The sequence below is a fragment of the Citrobacter sp. wls615 genome (genome assembly GCF_005281355.1).
GTDB classification, from domain to species: domain Bacteria; phylum Pseudomonadota; class Gammaproteobacteria; order Enterobacterales; family Enterobacteriaceae; genus Citrobacter; species Citrobacter werkmanii.
Window position 1 is genome coordinate 40,555 of the sequence record NZ_SZXM01000056.1, and the last position, 17,722, is coordinate 58,276.

At 54.6% G+C, this 17,722-nt stretch carries 17 protein-coding genes; 5 read left to right on the forward strand and 12 right to left on the reverse strand.

Features of this window, described 5'->3' with window-relative positions; translation table 11 throughout:
* Positions 1 to 17: 17 nt before the first annotated feature.
* Genes creC through creA form a run of 3 tightly spaced genes read right to left on the reverse strand, consistent with a single transcriptional unit; the run spans position 18 to position 2,617 of the window.
* On the reverse strand, positions 18 to 1,442 hold the full coding sequence (creC, locus tag FDX04_RS14795; RefSeq protein ID WP_137371160.1) for a two-component system sensor histidine kinase CreC: 1,425 nt from the start codon (positions 1,440 to 1,442) through the stop codon (positions 18 to 20).
* On the reverse strand, positions 1,442 to 2,131 hold the full coding sequence (gene creB / locus FDX04_RS14800; RefSeq protein WP_042312498.1) for a two-component system response regulator CreB: 690 nt from the start codon (positions 2,129 to 2,131) through the stop codon (positions 1,442 to 1,444). Before creB ends, creC begins: the two co-directional genes overlap by 1 nt.
* A gap of 12 nt (positions 2,132 to 2,143) precedes the next feature.
* Entirely contained in the window at positions 2,144 to 2,617 is a 474-nt protein-coding gene (gene creA / locus FDX04_RS14805; RefSeq protein ID WP_038637033.1) for a protein CreA, read from the reverse strand.
* 211 nt (positions 2,618 to 2,828) lie between these two features.
* Here creA and robA point away from each other — a divergent pair, with 211 nt between their 5' ends.
* Positions 2,829 to 3,698, forward strand: coding sequence for an MDR efflux pump AcrAB transcriptional activator RobA (gene robA, locus FDX04_RS14810; RefSeq protein ID WP_079937150.1), 870 nt, complete (start codon positions 2,829 to 2,831; stop codon positions 3,696 to 3,698).
* Here robA and gpmB read toward each other — a convergent pair.
* Positions 3,695 to 4,342 carry a 2,3-diphosphoglycerate-dependent phosphoglycerate mutase GpmB gene (gene gpmB, locus FDX04_RS14815; protein WP_003019006.1) on the reverse strand — a complete coding sequence of 216 codons (648 nt, stop codon included), beginning with the start codon at positions 4,340 to 4,342 and terminating at the stop codon, positions 3,695 to 3,697. The two genes, robA and gpmB, sit on opposite strands and share 4 nt — an antisense overlap.
* Positions 4,343 to 4,413: 71 nt before the next feature.
* On the opposite strand from gpmB, the gene yjjX reads away from it, so the two are divergent.
* Positions 4,414 to 4,929 carry an inosine/xanthosine triphosphatase gene (gene yjjX, locus FDX04_RS14820; RefSeq protein ID WP_008786139.1) on the forward strand — a complete coding sequence of 172 codons (516 nt, stop codon included), beginning with the start codon at positions 4,414 to 4,416 and terminating at the stop codon, positions 4,927 to 4,929.
* 55 nt (positions 4,930 to 4,984) lie between these two features.
* On the opposite strand, the gene trpR is transcribed toward yjjX, so the two are convergent.
* Together trpR and sltY are read right to left on the reverse strand one after the other, a co-directional pair.
* Entirely contained in the window at positions 4,985 to 5,311 is a 327-nt protein-coding gene (gene trpR, locus FDX04_RS14825; RefSeq protein WP_003837292.1) for a trp operon repressor, read from the reverse strand.
* A 90-nt stretch (positions 5,312 to 5,401) separates the two neighbouring features.
* Positions 5,402 to 7,339: a murein transglycosylase gene (sltY, locus tag FDX04_RS14830; protein ID WP_123268663.1), complete on the reverse strand. Its 1,938-nt coding sequence runs from the start codon at positions 7,337 to 7,339 to the stop codon at positions 5,402 to 5,404.
* 207 nt (positions 7,340 to 7,546) lie between these two features.
* Between sltY and ettA the strand changes: the two genes are divergently transcribed.
* A complete protein-coding gene (gene ettA, locus FDX04_RS14835; protein ID WP_003829940.1) occupies positions 7,547 to 9,214 on the forward strand; it encodes an energy-dependent translational throttle protein EttA in 1,668 nt (555 codons plus the stop codon).
* 100 nt (positions 9,215 to 9,314) lie between these two features.
* Here ettA and nadR read toward each other — a convergent pair whose 3' ends face one another.
* The 3 genes from nadR to serB all read right to left on the reverse strand — a co-directional run bounded on the left by nadR (position 9,315) and on the right by serB (position 13,099).
* Positions 9,315 to 10,547 carry a multifunctional transcriptional regulator/nicotinamide-nucleotide adenylyltransferase/ribosylnicotinamide kinase NadR gene (gene nadR / locus FDX04_RS14840; RefSeq protein ID WP_137371161.1) on the reverse strand — a complete coding sequence of 411 codons (1,233 nt, stop codon included), beginning with the start codon at positions 10,545 to 10,547 and terminating at the stop codon, positions 9,315 to 9,317.
* 140 nt (positions 10,548 to 10,687) lie between these two features.
* Positions 10,688 to 12,070: a DNA repair protein RadA gene (gene radA, locus FDX04_RS14845; protein WP_003829944.1), complete on the reverse strand. Its 1,383-nt coding sequence runs from the start codon at positions 12,068 to 12,070 to the stop codon at positions 10,688 to 10,690.
* Positions 12,071 to 12,130: 60 nt separating this feature from the next.
* On the reverse strand, positions 12,131 to 13,099 hold the full coding sequence (gene serB / locus FDX04_RS14850) for a phosphoserine phosphatase (RefSeq protein ID WP_137371162.1): 969 nt from the start codon (positions 13,097 to 13,099) through the stop codon (positions 12,131 to 12,133).
* A gap of 116 nt (positions 13,100 to 13,215) precedes the next feature.
* Between serB and FDX04_RS14855 the strand changes: the two genes are divergently transcribed.
* Positions 13,216 to 13,851 carry a YtjB family periplasmic protein gene (locus FDX04_RS14855; protein WP_038637011.1) on the forward strand — a complete coding sequence of 212 codons (636 nt, stop codon included), beginning with the start codon at positions 13,216 to 13,218 and terminating at the stop codon, positions 13,849 to 13,851.
* Positions 13,852 to 13,866: 15 nt separating this feature from the next.
* On the forward strand, positions 13,867 to 14,883 hold the full coding sequence (lplA, locus tag FDX04_RS14860; protein ID WP_137360203.1) for a lipoate--protein ligase LplA: 1,017 nt from the start codon (positions 13,867 to 13,869) through the stop codon (positions 14,881 to 14,883).
* Between the two features lie 84 nt (positions 14,884 to 14,967).
* On the opposite strand, the gene FDX04_RS14865 is transcribed toward lplA, so the two are convergent.
* The 3 genes from FDX04_RS14865 to deoB form a co-directional block, all read right to left on the reverse strand.
* Entirely contained in the window at positions 14,968 to 15,459 is a 492-nt protein-coding gene (locus FDX04_RS14865; RefSeq protein ID WP_000073956.1) for a transposase, read from the reverse strand.
* Positions 15,460 to 15,665: 206 nt separating this feature from the next.
* The gene (gene deoD, locus FDX04_RS14870; RefSeq protein ID WP_000224864.1) at positions 15,666 to 16,385 is read right to left on the reverse strand and encodes a purine-nucleoside phosphorylase; all 720 of its coding nucleotides are present in this window, start codon (positions 16,383 to 16,385) and stop codon (positions 15,666 to 15,668) included.
* Positions 16,386 to 16,497: 112 nt separating this feature from the next.
* A complete protein-coding gene (gene deoB, locus FDX04_RS14875) occupies positions 16,498 to 17,721 on the reverse strand; it encodes a phosphopentomutase (protein WP_137371163.1) in 1,224 nt (407 codons plus the stop codon).
* Between the last annotated feature and the right edge of the window lies 1 nt (position 17,722).

The window sequence follows — 17,722 nt, forward strand, 5'->3', positions numbered from 1 at the left end:
GTGCGGGGAATTTGAAGTTATGTGAAGTGACGGTGAAGCGTAAACGAAGCCTGTGCGCCGCCTTCCGGTCGATTGCGTAAGGTCACCGAGCCTGCATGCAGTCGCGCAACCTCACTGACAAACGCCAGTCCCAATCCGCTGCTCTTAAGCCCATTTTCACGGGGCAGCGAGTAGAAGCGTTCAAAAATACGCGGCAACGCAAAATCAGGGATCCCGCTGCCGCTGTCGGTAACCTGCAATATGATCTGCTCTTCGTGCTGATGCGCACTCAGCACAATCGTCCCGTCCGGTGGCGTAAAATCGATAGCGTTGTCGAGCAAATTCCCCAATGCCTGCTCCAGCAGCGCGGGATCGGCATCAACGCTAAGCGATGAAGGCATAATGGTCAGCGTGATGTTTTTTGCCGCCAGCTGCACGCTCCGGACCTCTTTGAGCTGGGCAAACAGCGCATCTACCGCCACTGGCGTCAACGTAATGTCCTGTCGATTCTCCAGTCGCGCCTGGCGTAACAAGGTTTCAACCAGCGCCTGCATGCGCGCATTTTGCGTCAGAATATTATCAGTAAAACGCGCAACCACGTTCGGCGGCGGGCCTTCGCGCAAAATTTCCGCCGCGCCGCGAATGGCCGCCAGCGGGCTTTTGAGTTCGTGCGTTAATGCATAAACGTATTGCTCAATATAATTCTTGCCCTCCAGCTTCAGACGCATACTTTCCAGCGCCTGCGCCAGTTTACGTAACTCGCTGCTGCCTAAATCAGGCAGTGCGACGGGGCGGTTCTCGGTCACAGAGTCGGCATAACGCGCCAGCCGGGCAATGGAACGGTTGATCCACCATACCATTCCGGCGCCAATCACTAAGGCGATCCCCAGCAATACGGCGCTGGCCCACAGCATCCGCCGTTCACTGCGTTTAATCACCGGCGCCATCGCCGCATTGGGTTTGCCGACGCTAAGCACCCCAATAATACGCCCGCCGTCAACGATCGGCGCGGCAACGTACATCACCGAACTTTCCGGATCGTTCGGATTCTGCAACGTACTGCGGGCACCATACTGCCCACGCAACGTTAACCACACATCATTCCAACGGGAGTAGTCCTGGCCGACCGCCTGGTTAGCGGAATCAAACAGCACCTTGCCCTGCGCGTCCGTCATGTAGACATGGTATTCATTACGCACTTTGTTAATGCCGCTGATATTGGCATGGAATGGGCGGTTATGCAGTTGGGAAAATGCCTGCGCCAGCTTACCGTTGGCGGGAGCGTCAGAGAGTAAATCATCACGCGCCAGCGCAGCCAGCAGCGTGGCGGTATCAATCAATGTGCCTTCAGTCGCCCGGCGGACGCCAGGCTTAATTTCCTGCACAAAGATCGACAACACGAACCAGGCGGCAACGGCGACAATCAGGAAATAGCCGAGCAGCAAACGCATACCAATGCGCATCAGACGCTCCTCAGGCTGTATCCCATACCGCGATGCGTATTAATAGGGGAAAACTCGGGGTTGATGGCGCGCAGCTTGGCGCGCAGCGTTTTGATGTGGGTATCGACCGTTCTGTCGAAGGTGTCCTGCGCATCGGCCCAGACTAAATCCATCAATTGCTGGCGAGAGTAAATGCGCCCCGGCGACATCAGCAGCGTTTTCAGCAACAGGAATTCATAGCGCGTCAGAGTTAACGGTATACCGAACCAGGTAATCTGCGCGGCCAGCTCATTAAGCTCAAAATCCCCGCAGCGCGTCGTTGAGGAAGGAGAGGCGAATTTTTGCACCCGCCGCAGCAGCGTGCGGACGCGGGCGCACACCTCGCGCGGAGAGAAGGGTTTGGCAACATAATCATCCGCGCCGATTTCCAGCCCCAGCAGACGATCCACTTCATCGCTGCGCGCGGTGAGAAAGAGGATCGGCAATGCCGGATGGCGTTCAAGTAAACGTCGACACAGTTCAAAACCGCTGATATCCGGCAGGCCGACGTCCAGAATTATCGCATCGGGACATCTCTGGCGCGCATTTTCCAGCACCGGTAGCCCGCGCTCGAACGCTTCTACGCTAAAACCTTCCTGCTGCAGCATATAGATAAGCGTATCGGCGATTCCCTGCTCATCCTCAACCAACCAGATCAACGGCTGTTGCATTTTGCTTCCTTGTTATTGCCGCCACGGCATAATGGGCACAGCGCTGATGGCATTTTTGGGCGATCCATCAACCACTTTATCTGAATAGGCCAGATAGGCCAGCGCATTACGTTTTGCGTCATAAAAACGTACGACCTGTAAGGATTTAAACACCAGCGAGGTCCGTTTTTTAAACACCACTTCGCCTTGCGCTTTACCGTTCTTGATTCTGTCGCTCAGTTCCACCGGTCCCACCTGCTGGCAGGAGATGGCGGCATCAGAGGTATCCTCAGCCAGCCCCAGCCCACCTTTGATGCCGCCGGTCTTGGCACGACTCACGTAGCAGGTCACATTGGTTACATCCGGATCGTCAAACGCCTCGACCACAATTTTATGGTCCGGCCCAAACATTTTGAACACCGTATCGACAGATCCAATCTGCTCCGCATGGGCGACCTGCGCCAACATCAGCAAAATTGAGGAAATGGCTAAGCTCTTATATTTCATATTGTTACCATTCTTAAAAGTTACTCTGAGTAATTATTCGACATTCTAAGATAAAACGTATACAGATCACAGGATTACAATAATCACGCTTTCGAATGTCCAAAAAAAGCATTTATGAGCAAAAAAAACACTGAATGCTAAAACAACAAAAAATGCTATTATCCTCATACCTGACGTCAGGTACTCGTTGTTGAAAGGATGAGGATATTTTATGGATCAGGCTGGCATTATTCGCGACCTATTAATCTGGCTGGAAGGTCATCTGGATCAGCCTTTGTCGCTTGACAATGTGGCGGCAAAAGCAGGCTATTCCAAGTGGCACCTGCAGAGAATGTTTAAGGACGTGACGGGCCATGCTATTGGCGCCTATATCCGCGCCCGTCGTTTATCGAAATCCGCAGTGGCGCTTCGCCTGACTGCGCGCCCTATTTTGGATATTGCCCTGCAATACCGCTTCGACTCTCAACAAACCTTTACTCGCGCGTTCAAGAAACAGTTTTCCCAAACGCCTGCGCTGTATCGTCGCTCCCCGGAATGGAGTGCGTTTGGTATTCGCCCGCCAATGCGACTGGGTGAATTTGCTATGCCTGCGCACGAGTTTGTCACGCTTGAAGATACGCAACTGCTCGGCACCACACAAAGCTATTCCTGCTCGCTGGAACAGATTTCAGATTTCCGTCATGAAATGCGTATTCAGTTCTGGCGCGACTTCCTTGCTCAGGCTCCTGCGATCCCGCCAGTGCTGTACGGGCTTAACGAAACGCGTCCAAGCATTGAAAAAGATGACGAACAGGAAGTGTTTTACACCACAGCACTGACGCCGGAACAGGCCAATGGTTATGTGCAATCGGCGCAGCCTATCCTGTTACAAGGTGGCGAGTACGTGATGTTTACCTACGAAGGGCTGGGAACCGGCGTGCAAGAGTTTATCCTGACGGTTTACGGCACATGCATGCCGATGCTGAACCTGACGCGCCGTAAAGGACAGGATATCGAGCGATACTACCCGGCAGAAGATGCCAAAGCGGGAGATCGCCCGATCAACCTGCGCTGCGAATTCCTGATTCCAATTCGCCGCTAGCGCTGCAGTTCATCCAACGCAGGGGCGTCCAGATGTGAGATGTCCCCTGCCGTTTCAACGACCCATCCCGGCGCCAGCCATAAGCTTTCCTGGTAATCAACGCGAGAAATAGAACAGTTGCGCAGACGCAAGCGACGTTCAGCCCATGCCGGTAATCCCAGAATCGTACTCACCAGGCAACCCAGCGCGATACCGTGACTGACCAGCAGCGGACGACTTCCCGGCGGCAATTCCAGACAGGATGCCAGCGCCGCGTTGACGCGATCGCTCAATTCCTGCATCGATTCCCCTTCCGGGATACGCCCATCCACCGTGCCGTTCACCAACTGGCGACGCCAGCCCTCTTCCTCTGGCGTCAGCGTATCGATGTGACGTTTTTCCAGCACACCCATATTTAGCTCGCGCAGGCGGGAGTCATAGGTGATATCACAGCCACAGGCCTGGGCGATGATTTCTGCGGTGCGTCGTGTACGACCGAGATCGCTACTGATGACATGCGTAATACCAAACGAGCGGGCGCGTTCACCCACCTGCATGGCTTGTTGTTCACCTTTAGCGGTTAGTGGGCTGTCTGACTGGCCTTGAATACGTCGCTCGGCGTTCCACTGCGTTTCGCCATGGCGAACAAGGTATACCTGTAACATGCTTTTTTTCCGTTATATACTCGTCATACTTTGAGTAGACTCTGCGATGAATTTTCAAACTGAGCTTAATTATGCACAAGGTTATCTCTGCGACCACCAATCCTGCCAAAATTCAGGCAATTCTGCGGGCATTTGAAGAGATTTTCGGGGAAGGATCCTGCCATATTGAACCCGTCGCCGTCGAGAGTGGCGTGCCGGAACAACCTTTCGGAAACCAGGAAACGCGCACTGGCGCACGAAATCGCGTTGATAACGCTCGCCGCCTGCACCCGCAGGCTGATTTCTGGGTCGCCATTGAAGCAGGAATTGACGATGACGCCACCTTTAGTTGGGTGGTGATTGATAACGGCATTCAGCGTGGTGAAGCCCGTTCAGCCACGCTGCCATTGCCTACTGTCATTCTCGACAGAGTCCGCAAAGGTGAAGCGCTCGGCCCGGTGATGTCGGACTATACAGGTATTGATGAGATTGGCCGTAAAGAGGGCGCAATCGGCGTCTTTACCGCGGGCAAGCTGACGCGCTCAAGCGTCTATCACCAGGCGGTAATTTTGGCGCTCAGCCCGTTTCATAACGCGGTGTATTTATAGCATTGTGCCGGATGTTCAATCGTAGGCCGGATAAGGCAAAGCCGCATCCGGCGGATCAATTTTTCCCGAGCAACACCTGCTCCAGCCACTGACGCAGATCCACCGGTGCGGATTTGAGGCTGTTCGACCCTCGCGTAATAGTGGCAATCCCCGCCCCGAGCTCGTTTTTAAGCTCACGCTGGCTCATCTCGCCGCGCAACAGCTCTTCAATGATACGCACACGCGTACCCAACGCTTCACGCTCATCCGGCGTTAACATCAAATTGAGCAGTGGCAGGTGTAAATCTTGTTCGTAGGCGTGTTTAAGCAGATCGACAAAACGTAACCACTCCTGGTGACGTTGTTCTGCCATCTCTGCTGAATAGGGTGATTGCTGAGTCATAAGATATCGCCATCGTTGCGGGGGGAAGCGCGCTTGCCTCCCCCTTTTGTACTCTTTAACGAGTACGATAGCATAACACAATCGATACGATCAGTAACGACGTTGCCATTCTGCGTCGCTCATCAACTCCGGTTTATCGCCGAGGAAATAGCGATAGTACGCATCGTAAGCCAGCACATTCTTCACGTAGCCACGCGTCTCTGAGAACGGAATACTTTCGACAAACGCGACGGCATCAATGCGGCCAGCGCTATTGCCAAGCCAGGTGCGAACGCGCCCCGGACCGGCGTTATAGGCCGCCGACGCAAAAATGCGGTTATTACCGAATTGCTGGTAAACATACTGCAAATAGCTGGTTCCGATGTTGATGTTGGTATCAGGATCCAGTAGCTGGCTCGGGCTGCTGTAACCCGGAATCGAGAACATTTTCACCGTATGCGTCGCCGTGCCCGGCATAATCTGCATCAGCCCGCTGGCGCCGACCGGCGATTTCACTTTCGGGTTCCAGGCGCTTTCCTGACGCGCTATCGCCATCGCATAGCTCGGCTGTATATCCTTGCCGCTGGTGTAGCGGGTAAACAGATCCTTGTAGGCCAGCGGGAAGCGCTCTTCCAGATGATCCCACAGCTTACCGGCAATCGTCGCCTGCACGCTCAGATCCCACCAGTGATTGTTGAACGCGTAACGCGCCAACTGAGCCTGCTCGGACCTGGTACGGCTGGTGACCAGATTCGCCCATTCACTGCGCGCGGTATTATCCATGTTCCAGTACATCAGCTCGCGCACGCGCGCCATTTCCGGGCCTTGAGTCAGCGCAGAATCAACGTTCTCTGGCGCTTTATCCACTTTCAGCTCGTACTCTTCGCCCAGACGCTGTGCCGCCACCATCGGATAGAAACCACGCTGCTGCATGAGCTGGTGCAGGATCTCTTTGGCTTCCGCATCGCGTCCGCGCTCCAGCAGCAGATCCGCCTGCCAGTAGCGCCACTCGTCTTTTTCTTTTGCTTCCATTGGCAGACGCGCCAGCCAGGTATTCAGGCCTCGACGATCGCCGGTTCCCAGCGCCATGCGCACGCGGCGCTCCACAAGCGAAGTGGAATTGGAGCGCATAATCGCATCATCACGCCATTTGGCCTGCTCGTCGGTGACGTCATTGCCCATCAGACGCCAGGCAACAATGTCGCGCAGTTCCTGGGTTTGCTCGTCATTAAGCTGTTGCGCCTGCACCAGGGACGGGATCATCAGGCGGGCGTTTTCTACATCCTGACGCGCCACGCTGGCAAAGGCGACCGCCGCCATCTGTCGGGTGAAATCCGTGGCACCGGTGGTGCGTGCAAAAGTCATCACCGAATTCGGATCGTTGGCCAGCGAGATGATCGCAGAGGCAATGGTTTGGTATTGCGCGGGCATCTGTCCGGCCAGCGCCGTCACCAGACCGGTATTCCCGGCTTTCATCGCCAGACGAATACGCTCCAGATACGCCAGCGGATCCTGAGTGCCTGAGGCGCGCCATACGCCAAATAATTTGTCACAGGCGTTCGGCTGACTTTTCCCGGTCAACCACAGTTCTTTCGCGCCCTGCCAGGCTTCTTCGGTTTGTCCGGTACTCCATTTTGCGAAGTAATAGTTACATTGCGCTTCCGTGGTACCCGGTTTTTCCGGGCTGAACGCCAGCAGTCCACGCCAGTCTTCGCGGCGCGCCAGTTCATTCACGAAACGCGATTGCAACGTACGCGCCGGAGGCAGCGTCGGGTTGGCGCGCACAAAATTGGTGACAGTAATCGTGGGCTGATTCATCAGGTCGTCAGTGATCTGACGATATTCCAGATACGGGTACAGAGGATAGTTCTTCAGGCCGGGCATCATCTGCTCTACGACATCCATCTGTCGGTTGTCCCAGGCTTGCTTAATTTGCGCATAGCGATTGCGCTGCTCATCCAGGGAATCGGCTCGCGCCACTTGACTGACTGTCAGCAGACATACGCTGGCTGCCAGCAGGCGCCAGGTAAATTGATTGGCTTTGTCCACAAGCTCTTCCTCTTCTCATGTTACGTCTGTGCAGCATCATGCCGCTTAATTAATTCATGCTAACCAGACATTGCAGAATGCGCCACGTCACGGACACTTTTTTACTTTTGTTGCGAGTGAGATCTGCTGGCTGGGATTGGGCAATGAAAAAGGCTACACTTCGCCTTTGATAACTCTATTCATCACTATAAAAGAGGCGAAGTCCACGTGGCTCAATTCGTTTATACCATGCATCGTGTCGGCAAAGTCGTTCCGCCGAAACGTCATATTCTTAAAAACATCTCACTGAGCTTCTTCCCTGGCGCCAAAATCGGTGTTCTCGGTCTGAACGGTGCGGGTAAATCTACCCTGCTGCGCATCATGGCCGGTATTGATACCGATATCGAAGGTGAAGCTCGCCCACAGCCCGGCATTAAAATCGGTTACCTGCCGCAGGAACCAAAACTGAACCCGGAACATACCGTTCGAGAATCCGTTGAAGAAGCGGTTGCCGAAGTGGTTAGTGCACTGAAAGGTCTGGATGAAGTGTACGCCAAGTACGCCGAGCCGGACGCCGACTTCGATAAACTGGCCGCACAACAGGGCAAGTTTGAAGAAATTATCCAGGCGCACGACGGCCATAACCTGAACGTGCAGCTTGAGCGCGCCGCTGACGCCCTGCGTCTGCCGGACTGGGACGCTAAAATTGAGAATCTCTCCGGTGGTGAACGCCGCCGCGTTGCGCTGTGCCGTCTGCTGCTGGAAAAACCAGACATGCTGCTGCTCGACGAACCGACCAACCACCTGGATGCGGAATCCGTCGCGTGGCTGGAACGCTTCCTGCACGACTTCGAAGGCACCGTGGTGGCGATCACCCACGACCGTTACTTCCTCGACAACGTTGCCGGCTGGATCCTGGAGCTTGACCGCGGCGAAGGTATTCCGTGGGAAGGTAACTACTCTTCCTGGCTTGAGCAAAAAGATCAGCGTCTGGCCCAGGAAGCCTCTCAGGAAGCGGCTCGCCGTAAATCCATTGAGAAAGAGCTGGAGTGGGTGCGTCAGGGCGCTAAAGGCCGTCAGTCTAAGGGTAAAGCCCGTCTGGCACGCTTTGAAGAGCTGAACAACACCGAATACCAGAAACGTAACGAAACCAACGAACTGTTTATTCCACCTGGAGCACGTCTGGGCGATAAAGTCGTTGAAGTCACCAATCTGCGTAAATCCTACGGCGATCGCGTGCTGATTGACGACCTGAGCTTCTCCGTGCCGAAAGGCGCAATTGTCGGCATCATCGGTCCGAACGGCGCGGGTAAATCTACCCTGTTCCGTATGATGTCCGGCCAGGAACAGCCTGACAGCGGCACCATCACGCTGGGTGAAACCGTCAAACTGGCCTCCGTTGACCAGTTCCGTGACGCCATGGACAACAGCAAAACCGTGTGGGAAGAAGTTTCCGGCGGGCTGGATATCATGCGCATTGGCAACACCGAGATGCCAAGCCGTGCCTACGTGGGCCGCTTCAACTTCAAAGGTGTGGATCAGGGCAAACGCGTCGGCGAGCTGTCCGGTGGTGAGCGTGGTCGTCTGCACCTGGCGAAGCTGCTGCAGGTTGGCGGCAACATGCTGCTGCTCGATGAACCAACCAACGACCTGGATATCGAAACCCTGCGCGCGCTGGAAAACGCCCTGCTGGAGTTCCCGGGTTGCGCGATGGTTATCTCGCACGACCGTTGGTTCCTTGACCGTATCGCCACCCACATTCTGGATTACCAGGACGAAGGTAAGGTTGAGTTCTTCGAAGGTAACTTTACCGAATACGAAGAGTACAAGAAACGTACGCTGGGCGCCGATGCGCTGGAGCCGAAACGTATTAAGTACAAGCGTATTTCTAAGTAATTAGCGTTAAGCGCCGGATGGCGGCGTTACGCCTTATCCGGCCTACGAGATTAGTGCGACTTGTAGGTCGAATAAGCGAAGCTCCATCCGGCATTAAAACCTACCTCTGCTCGCCCATCAATTCTTTCACCAACTCCACACAGCGCAGGAAGCGGCCGTCGTAGTCAGGCTCCTTAACGTGTACAAAATTGATATTGTTTTCCTGCAGCATCTCGACCAGCAGCGTCTGAAACGCTTTTCTGTCAACTGAGCTTCCAAGGCTGCGTAGGCCATCCGCCACCCATGGGGTGTTGTTTTCCAGCAGGATCACCAGGTCAAAGCGATACTCGTCAATCAGGGCCTGCACAAACGGATGTTCTCGCCCTTCATACTTTTTACAGAAGGCCTGAGTGGTCACGAAATCGGTGTCGATGAACGCGACTTTATTGGCATACTTAACAGCAAAATCAATGTATTGCGCTTGTCCCAGGGCGATTTTATCGTAGTCAGAATACTGTAACGCCATCTCATCGCCGCCCAAATGGGAGAAGACATAATCACGGCCGTATTCCCACGCACTGGTGGTGTTAAAGATATTGGCAAGCTTGTTCACCAGCGTCGATTTGCCGCTCGACTCCCCGCCGAGGATCGCCACGGTGCGCACGAAAAACGGCTTCACTTCGGTCGGAATATACTCCCAGTAGCGAAACGGGTTTTCACGGATTTGCCCACCGCTAATGCTCATAAACGTCCGCTTGGGATCCACCAGCACGGTTTCGATCCCCAAATGTTCGAGATACTGCGGGGCATCTGATTCTTCAGAGGTGTAGATCCAGTTTGGCTGGATCCCTTTCTCCTGCATAAACGTTTTGATCCCGTTGCTCCACACGTCCCAACCGTGCGGATACGGCTCCATACCCTCTTCGTTGAAGGCATGAATTCGGATATTTTTCTGATATTTAAATGTTTGTAGCAGCCAACGTAAACGATCGGGCACCGTCGGCTGTTGCGACATGGCGCTGTCTTCAAACAGGCTGCGATCGCGCGTATCGTCATACCCCATGATGATATGCAGCTCATCGACCTGACTACAGGCGCGCTGGATCAAATAGATGTGGCCGGTGTGCAGCGGATAAAACTTACCGAATACCACACCGATATTTTTCTGCTGGCGCGGAAACTCCAGCCCGAGAAAACGGTGCAATGCCTCCAGCTTTTGCGCGCTGGGGCTTTTGATTTTGGCATTCAGCAGTTGGCTTAAATATCCCTTGGTCATGCCACTGGCATCCGCCACCTGTTGCAGGGTACAGCCCTTTTGCTTTATGGCGGTTTTGAGATAGTCGAATGATGACACAAGAGCCTCCTGCTGGAAAAATCGCGTAACACTGCCTGATGGCGCTTCGCTTATCAGGCCTACAACATCAATCCGTAGGCCGGATAAGACGCATTGCGTCGCCATCCGGCAAATTATACAACATCACTGCATACAGAGGATTATAAGTCGTCAAACACGCTTAACGCATCTGCAAGCTTTTTAACGCCAAAAACCTGCATCCCTTCCGGCACTTTTTTCGGGACGTTGGCGGCAGGCACAATCGCCCGACGGAAGCCATGCTTCGCCGCTTCAGAAATACGCTCCTGGCCGCTCGGCACCGGGCGAATCTCGCCCGCCAGTCCCACTTCGCCAAAGACCACCAAATCCTGCGGTAGCGGTCTGTCACGCAGGCTGGAGACCATTGCCAGCAGCAGCGCCAGATCGGCGCTGGTTTCGGTGACTTTGACACCACCGACCACGTTGACGAACACATCCTGATCCGCCATCTGCAAGCCGCCGTGACGATGCAGCACCGCCAGCAGAATCGCCAGACGGTTCTGTTCCAGACCGACCGCCACGCGACGCGGGTTCGCCATCATTGAGTGATCGACCAGCGCCTGAATCTCTACCAGCAGCGGACGCGTACCTTCCCAGACCACCATCACCGAACTACCGGAAGTAACTTCATCGCCACGGCTTAAAAAGATAGCGGAAGGATTGCTGACTTCACGCAGGCCCTGCTCGGTCATGGCAAAGACGCCCAGCTCATTCACCGCGCCAAAGCGGTTTTTATGGCTACGCAGGGTACGGAAACGGGAGTCGGCATCGCCGTCGAGCAGCACCGAGCAGTCGATACAGTGCTCCAGCACTTTTGGCCCCGCCAGCGATCCGTCTTTCGTCACATGACCTACCATCACAATCGCCACGCCGCGCGTTTTGGCAAAGCGCGTCAGGTAAGCGGCCGTTTCGCGCACCTGCGCCACGCTGCCCGGCGAAGACTGAATATCCGCCATGTGCATCACCTGAATGGAGTCGATCACCATCAGCTTCGGCTGTTCTTCTTCGGCAATCAGGCAAATTTGTTCGATGCTGGTTTCCGACAGCATGTTCAGATTCGCCGTCGGTAGGCCAAGCCGATGCGCGCGCATCGCCACCTGCTGTAGCGATTCTTCGCCGGTGACGTACAGCGTTTTCATCTGCTCGGCGAGCTTGCACAGCGTTTGCAGCAGCAACGTCGATTTGCCCGCGCCAGGGTTACCGCCAATCAGAATAGCGCTGCCAGGTACCACCCCACCGCCCAGCACGCGGTCAAACTCTTTAAATCCGGTGGAAAAACGCGGCAATTCCTCAAGGCTGATGTCAGACAGCTTCTGCACTTTTGCGACACCCGCATTCCCGGCATAGCCGCTGAGCCGCTCGTTACGCGCCACCGTCGGCGACGCGGCAAGGCGCACCTCGGTAATAGTGTTCCAGGCCTGACAGGCGCTGCATTGCCCCTGCCAGCGCGGGTAATCGGCCCCGCATTCATTACAAACAAAGGCGCGTTTTGGAGCTTTTGCCACGTTTTACCTCTTTCGTTAACGCTTTTGCCGGATGACGCTGACGCTTATCCGGCATCAAAACTATTTCTGGTTCATGCTGCCGGAGAGAATGCAGAACACCCCCATTAGATCGGCGTGACGGATAGTAATCTCTGTCTTTTCATTCACTTTGGGTTTGGCATGATACGCAATGCCCAACCCCGCGGTTTTGATCATCGGCAGATCGTTCGCGCCGTCGCCGATCGCCACCGTCTGCGCCATCGGGATCTCATACTCTTGCGCCAGACAGGTCAGGGTATTGGCTTTGTACTGCGCATCGACGATGTCGCCAATCACGTTGCCGGTAAATTTCCCGTCCATGATCTCCAGCTCGTTTGCTACAGCCGCCGTCAGACGTAACTTATTACGCAGATAATCCGCAAAGAAGGTAAACCCACCGGAGGCGATGGCCACTTTCCAACCCAGCGTTTCCAGCTTCAACACCAGTTGAGTCAGGCCAGGCATCAGCGGTAAATTTTCGCGTACCTGATGCAGAATATTGGCATCCGCACCTTTCAACGTTGCCACACGGCTGCGCAGGCTGGCGGTAAAGTCCAGCTCACCGCGCATCGCACGTTCGGTAACTTCGGCAACCATCTCACCGGTGCCGGCCAGCTTCGCGATTTCATCAATGCACTCGATCTGGATCGCCGTTGAATCCATATCCATCACCAGCAAACCCGGCGTACGCAGATGTGGAATCTTGCCGAGTGGCGCAACATCCAGTTTGGCATCATGCGCCAGTTTTGCCGCACGCGGCGTTAACGAACCTGCCAGGCGAATCACCTGATAATCCTCAACGCACCAGGCGGCCACGATCACCATCGCCGCGCCCAGTTTGCTCTGGTATTGCGTGAGACGTTGTTTATCCAGCCCGCGACCATACAGCAGCCAGCCACTACGGCCCGCGTGGTAATCCAGCGGCATGACTTCATCGCCACTTAAAGAGAGGGGCAGACCTGGCCACAGAGAGACATCTTCAGGTAGATCGCACCAGGTAATGTTAGGCATTAAAGCTCCTGTAAAATCGTTCGGGTCGGAATCATCCAGGGGAAAATAACGCATGAGGCTACCCTGTAACCAGCGCTTCTGGCAACATTAAGTCTCAAATTTTCAGCAGGTGGAATATGGCTCGCACAAAACTGAAATTCCGACTACATCGTGCAGTGATTGTATTGTCCTGCCTGGCGCTACTCGTCGCCCTGATGCAGGGCGCATCCTGGTTTAGTCAAAGCCACCAGCAACAACGTAATCCGCAACTGGAAGAGCTGGCCCGTACGTTGGCACGTCAGGTCGCATTAAACGTCGCACCGCTGATGCATACCGAAACACCGGATGAAAAACGCATTAAAGCAGTGCTCACGCAGTTGACGGAAAGTAGCCGTATTCTGGATGCGGGCGTGTACGATGAACAGGGTGACCTGATTACCCGTACCGGTGAGAGCGTTAACGTTCGTGACCGACTGGCGCTGGACGGTAAAAAAGCCGGGGGATATTTCAACCAGCAGATTGTCGAACCCATTCAAGGCAAAAATGGTCCACTGGGCTATCTGCGCCTGACGCTGGATACCCACACGCTCGCCACCGAGGCCAAACAGGTGGATAACACCACCAACATTCTACGCCTTATGCTGCTCCTGTCACTGGCGATTGGCGTGGTGCTGACCCGGACCTTACTGCAAGGTAAACGCACCCGCTGGCAACAATCGCCGTTCCTGCTTACCGCCAACAAACCGGTGCAGGAAGAAGATAAAGATGATTAAGAAAAGGAAATCGCTATGACTACCCTGCGTCTGCTTATCTCAGACTCTTACGATCCGTGGTTTAACCTGGCGGTTGAAGAGTGCATATTTCGCCAGATGCCCGCCACGCAGCGCGTTCTGTTCTTATGGCGTAACGCCGATACGGTGGTGATTGGCCGGGCGCAAAACCCATGGAAAGAGTGCAATACCCGCCGTATGGAAGAGGATCACGTGCGGCTCGCTCGTCGCAGCAGCGGCGGCGGCGCGGTGTTTCATGATTTAGGCAATACCTGCTTTACCTTTATGGCCGGCAAACCGGAATACGACAAAACTATCTCTACCGCTATCGTACTCAACGCATTGAATTCATTGGGCGTTATGGCCGATGCTTCGGGACGCAACGATCTGGTGGTGAAAACGCCGGACGGCGATCGCAAAGTCTCTGGTTCAGCCTATCGCGAAACCAAAGATCGCGGCTTCCATCACGGTACGCTGCTGCTGAATGCTGACCTCAGCCGCCTGGCGAACTATCTGAATCCGGATAAAAAGAAACTCGCGGCGAAAGGGATTACCTCCGTTCGCTCCCGCGTGGCCAACCTTACCGAGCTATTACCGGGCATTACCCATGAACAGGTCTGCCAGGCGGTCACGGACGCCTTTTTCGCCCATTACGGCGAACGCGTCGAAGCGGAGGTGATATCCCCGGATAAAACGCCGGATCTGCCGAATTTTGCCGAAACCTTTGCGCGCCAGAGCAGTTGGGAGTGGAATTTCGGCCAGGCACCGGCGTTCAGCCATCTGCTGGACGAACGTTTCACCTGGGGCGGCGTCGAGCTACATTTCGACGTCGAAAAAGGTCATATCACCCGTGCACAGGTCTTTACCGACAGCCTCAATCCCGCGCCGCTGGAAGCGCTGGCGGGGCGACTGCAAGGGTGTTTGTACCGCGCGGATATGCTACAACAGGAGTGCGAGGCGCTGATAGCGACGTTTCCGGAACAGGAGAGTGAGTTGCGGGAACTGGCGAATTGGGTCGCACGGGCCGTGCGTTAAAGAATTGCCAGATGGCAGCTACGCCTTATCCGGCCTACAAATGAGTGCTTTCTGTAGGCCGGATAAGCAACGCGCCATCCGGCATTACCGCCACTCACCAGCGTCAAGATCCCTCACCTCCCCCGCCCAATCAACCGGGTAAACGCCATTGCGAACATCACGATGAAAGGTCGAAAACGGCCAGTCCTGCACCCGCCTTACCCAACCGTGCTTCACGGGGTTGAAGTAGAGGTAATCGGCATGTCGGCGAAAATCCTTTTCGTCGCGAATCGCGTGCTCCCAGAATCGTGGCTGCCACACGTCATGGCGCATTATCGATTTGGTAAATAACTTTTTAAGCTCCCGCCAGCGAGATGAAAAGTCACAATCGTTCTCAGGAAGCGTCCAGATGCAATGCAGATGCTCAGGCAACACGACAAAAGCATCAATTTGAAAAGGCTTCGTATTTTTCACTCGGCGAATAGCAGAGCGTAATTCCGCAATCTGGCGGACAAGTAAATCACTTTTCCGGTTTTTCAGATTAACCGTGAAAAACCAGGTGCCACCGTTAATGTAATAACGACGATAGTTCGACATTTTGTTCATTCCTTAAACAAAATCCAAACGTAACGGGTTAATAGCAAAAGGCAATGCGGAGAGGGTAATTCGGGAATGAGGCTCGCAGTATAAACAGCAGATTGCCGGATGGCGGCTACGCCTTATCCAGCCTACAAGTCGATCCGGTAACAACCGCAGGCCGTTGTAGGCCCGGTAAGCGAAGCGCCACCGGGCACAGCACAATCTTACTCTTTATCGCCCAGCAGTACGGATTCCAGCGCGATTTTGATCATGTCGTTGAAGGTCGTCTGACGCTCAGCGGCAGTGGTCTGCTCATGGGTACGGATATGGTCGGACACGGTGCAGATAGTCAGCGCTTTCGCACCAAACTCAGCAGCAACGCCATAGATGCCCGCCGCTTCCATTTCCACGCCCAGTACGCCGTATTTTTCCATCACGTCGAACATTTCGCCGTCCGGAGAGTAGAACAGGTCAGCGGAGAACAGGTTGCCTACGCGCGCGTCAACGCCCAGCGCTTTTGCCGCATCAACTGCGTTACGTACCATGTCAAAGTCAGCGATAGCCGCAAAGTCATGATCTTTAAAGCGGATACGGTTCACTTTAGAGTCGGTGCAGGCGCCCATACCGATCACCACGTCGCGCAGTTTGACGTCCATACGCACAGCGCCGCAGGAGCCAACGCGAATGATTTTCTTCACGCCGAAATCGGTGATCAGCTCTTTGGTGTAGATGGAGCAGGATGGGATACCCATACCGTGGCCCATCACGGAGATCTTACGGCCTTTGTAAGTACCGGTGAAACCTAACATGCCGCGAACGTTGTTCACTTCACGAACATCTTCGAGGAAAGTTTCAGCAATATGTTTTGCACGCAGCGGGTCGCCCGGCATCAATACGACGTCAGCGAAATCACCCATTTCTGCATTAATATGTGGAGTTGCCATCTTCAGTTCCCTTTAAATTTGTTGTTATTGCCTGATGGCGGCTACGCCTTATCAGGCCTACAAAACGGTTCCTCGTAGGCCGGATAAGCGTAGCGCCATCCGGCAACGGGTATCACAGCATGTTTTTACCGTAGTCCATCGGCGATGTGCCAAAGTAGCTCGCCAGCGTCTGGCCGATATCCGCGAAGGTTTCACGGTGACCTAAAGAGCCCGGTTTGACTTTCGGGCCGTAGATCAGCACCGGAATGTGCTCACGGGTATGGTCGGTACCGGTCCAGCTCGGGTCGCAGCCGTGGTCGGCGGTGAGGATCAGAATATCATCTTCACCCACCAGCTCCATCAGCTCCGGCAGACGGCGGTCAAACAGTTCCAGACCTGCGGCATAGCCCGCGATGTCGCGGCGGTGGCCCCAGGAAGAGTCGAAGTCCACAAAGTTAGTGAAGACAATGGTCTCGTCACCCGCTTCTTTCATCTCTTTGATGGTGGCGTCGAACAGCGCATCCAGACCGGTCGCTTTCACTTTTTTAGTGATACCGCAGTTGGCGTAAATGTCCGCGATCTTACCGACAGAGACAACATGACCTTTTTTCTCGTCAACCAGTTTCTGCAGCACGGTCGGCGCTGGCGGCTCAACGGCCAGGTCGTGACGGTTACCGGTACGCTGGAAGTTACCGGCTTTATCACCGATAAACGGACGCGCGATAACACGACCGATGTTGTAACCACCTTCGGTCAGCTCTTCACGGGCGATTTCGCACAGCTCGTAGAGTTTATCCAGGCCAAAGGTCTCTTCATGACAGGCAATCTGGAACACGGAGTCAGCGGAGGTATAGAAAATCGGCTTCCCGGTTTTCATATGTTCTTCGCCCAGTTGATCCAGAATCACAGTACCGGAAGAGTGGCAGTTACCGAGGTAACCCGGCAGGTTGGCACGCTTAACCAGTTTATCCAGTAGCTCCTGCGGGAAGCTGTTTTCGTGGTCGCTGAAGTAGCCCCAGTCAAACAGAACCGGAACACCGGCGATTTCCCAGTGGCCAGACGGCGTGTCTTTCCCGGAAGAGAGTTCATGCGCCCAGGCGTAGGCGCCAATGACTTCCGCGTTACCGTCCTGACCTGCAGCAATTTTACCGGTAGAACCTTCGTGAGCTTTCACCAGGCCCAGACGGGTCAGGTTAGGCAGATTCAGTGGGCCTTTGCGACCATTATCAGCTTCGCCTTTCGCACAGGCTTCTGCAATGTGTCCCATAGTGTCTGAGCCTACGTCGCCAAAGCGATCCGCATCTTCAGTCGCACCAATACCAAAGGAGTCCAGCACCATAATAAATGCACGTTTCATC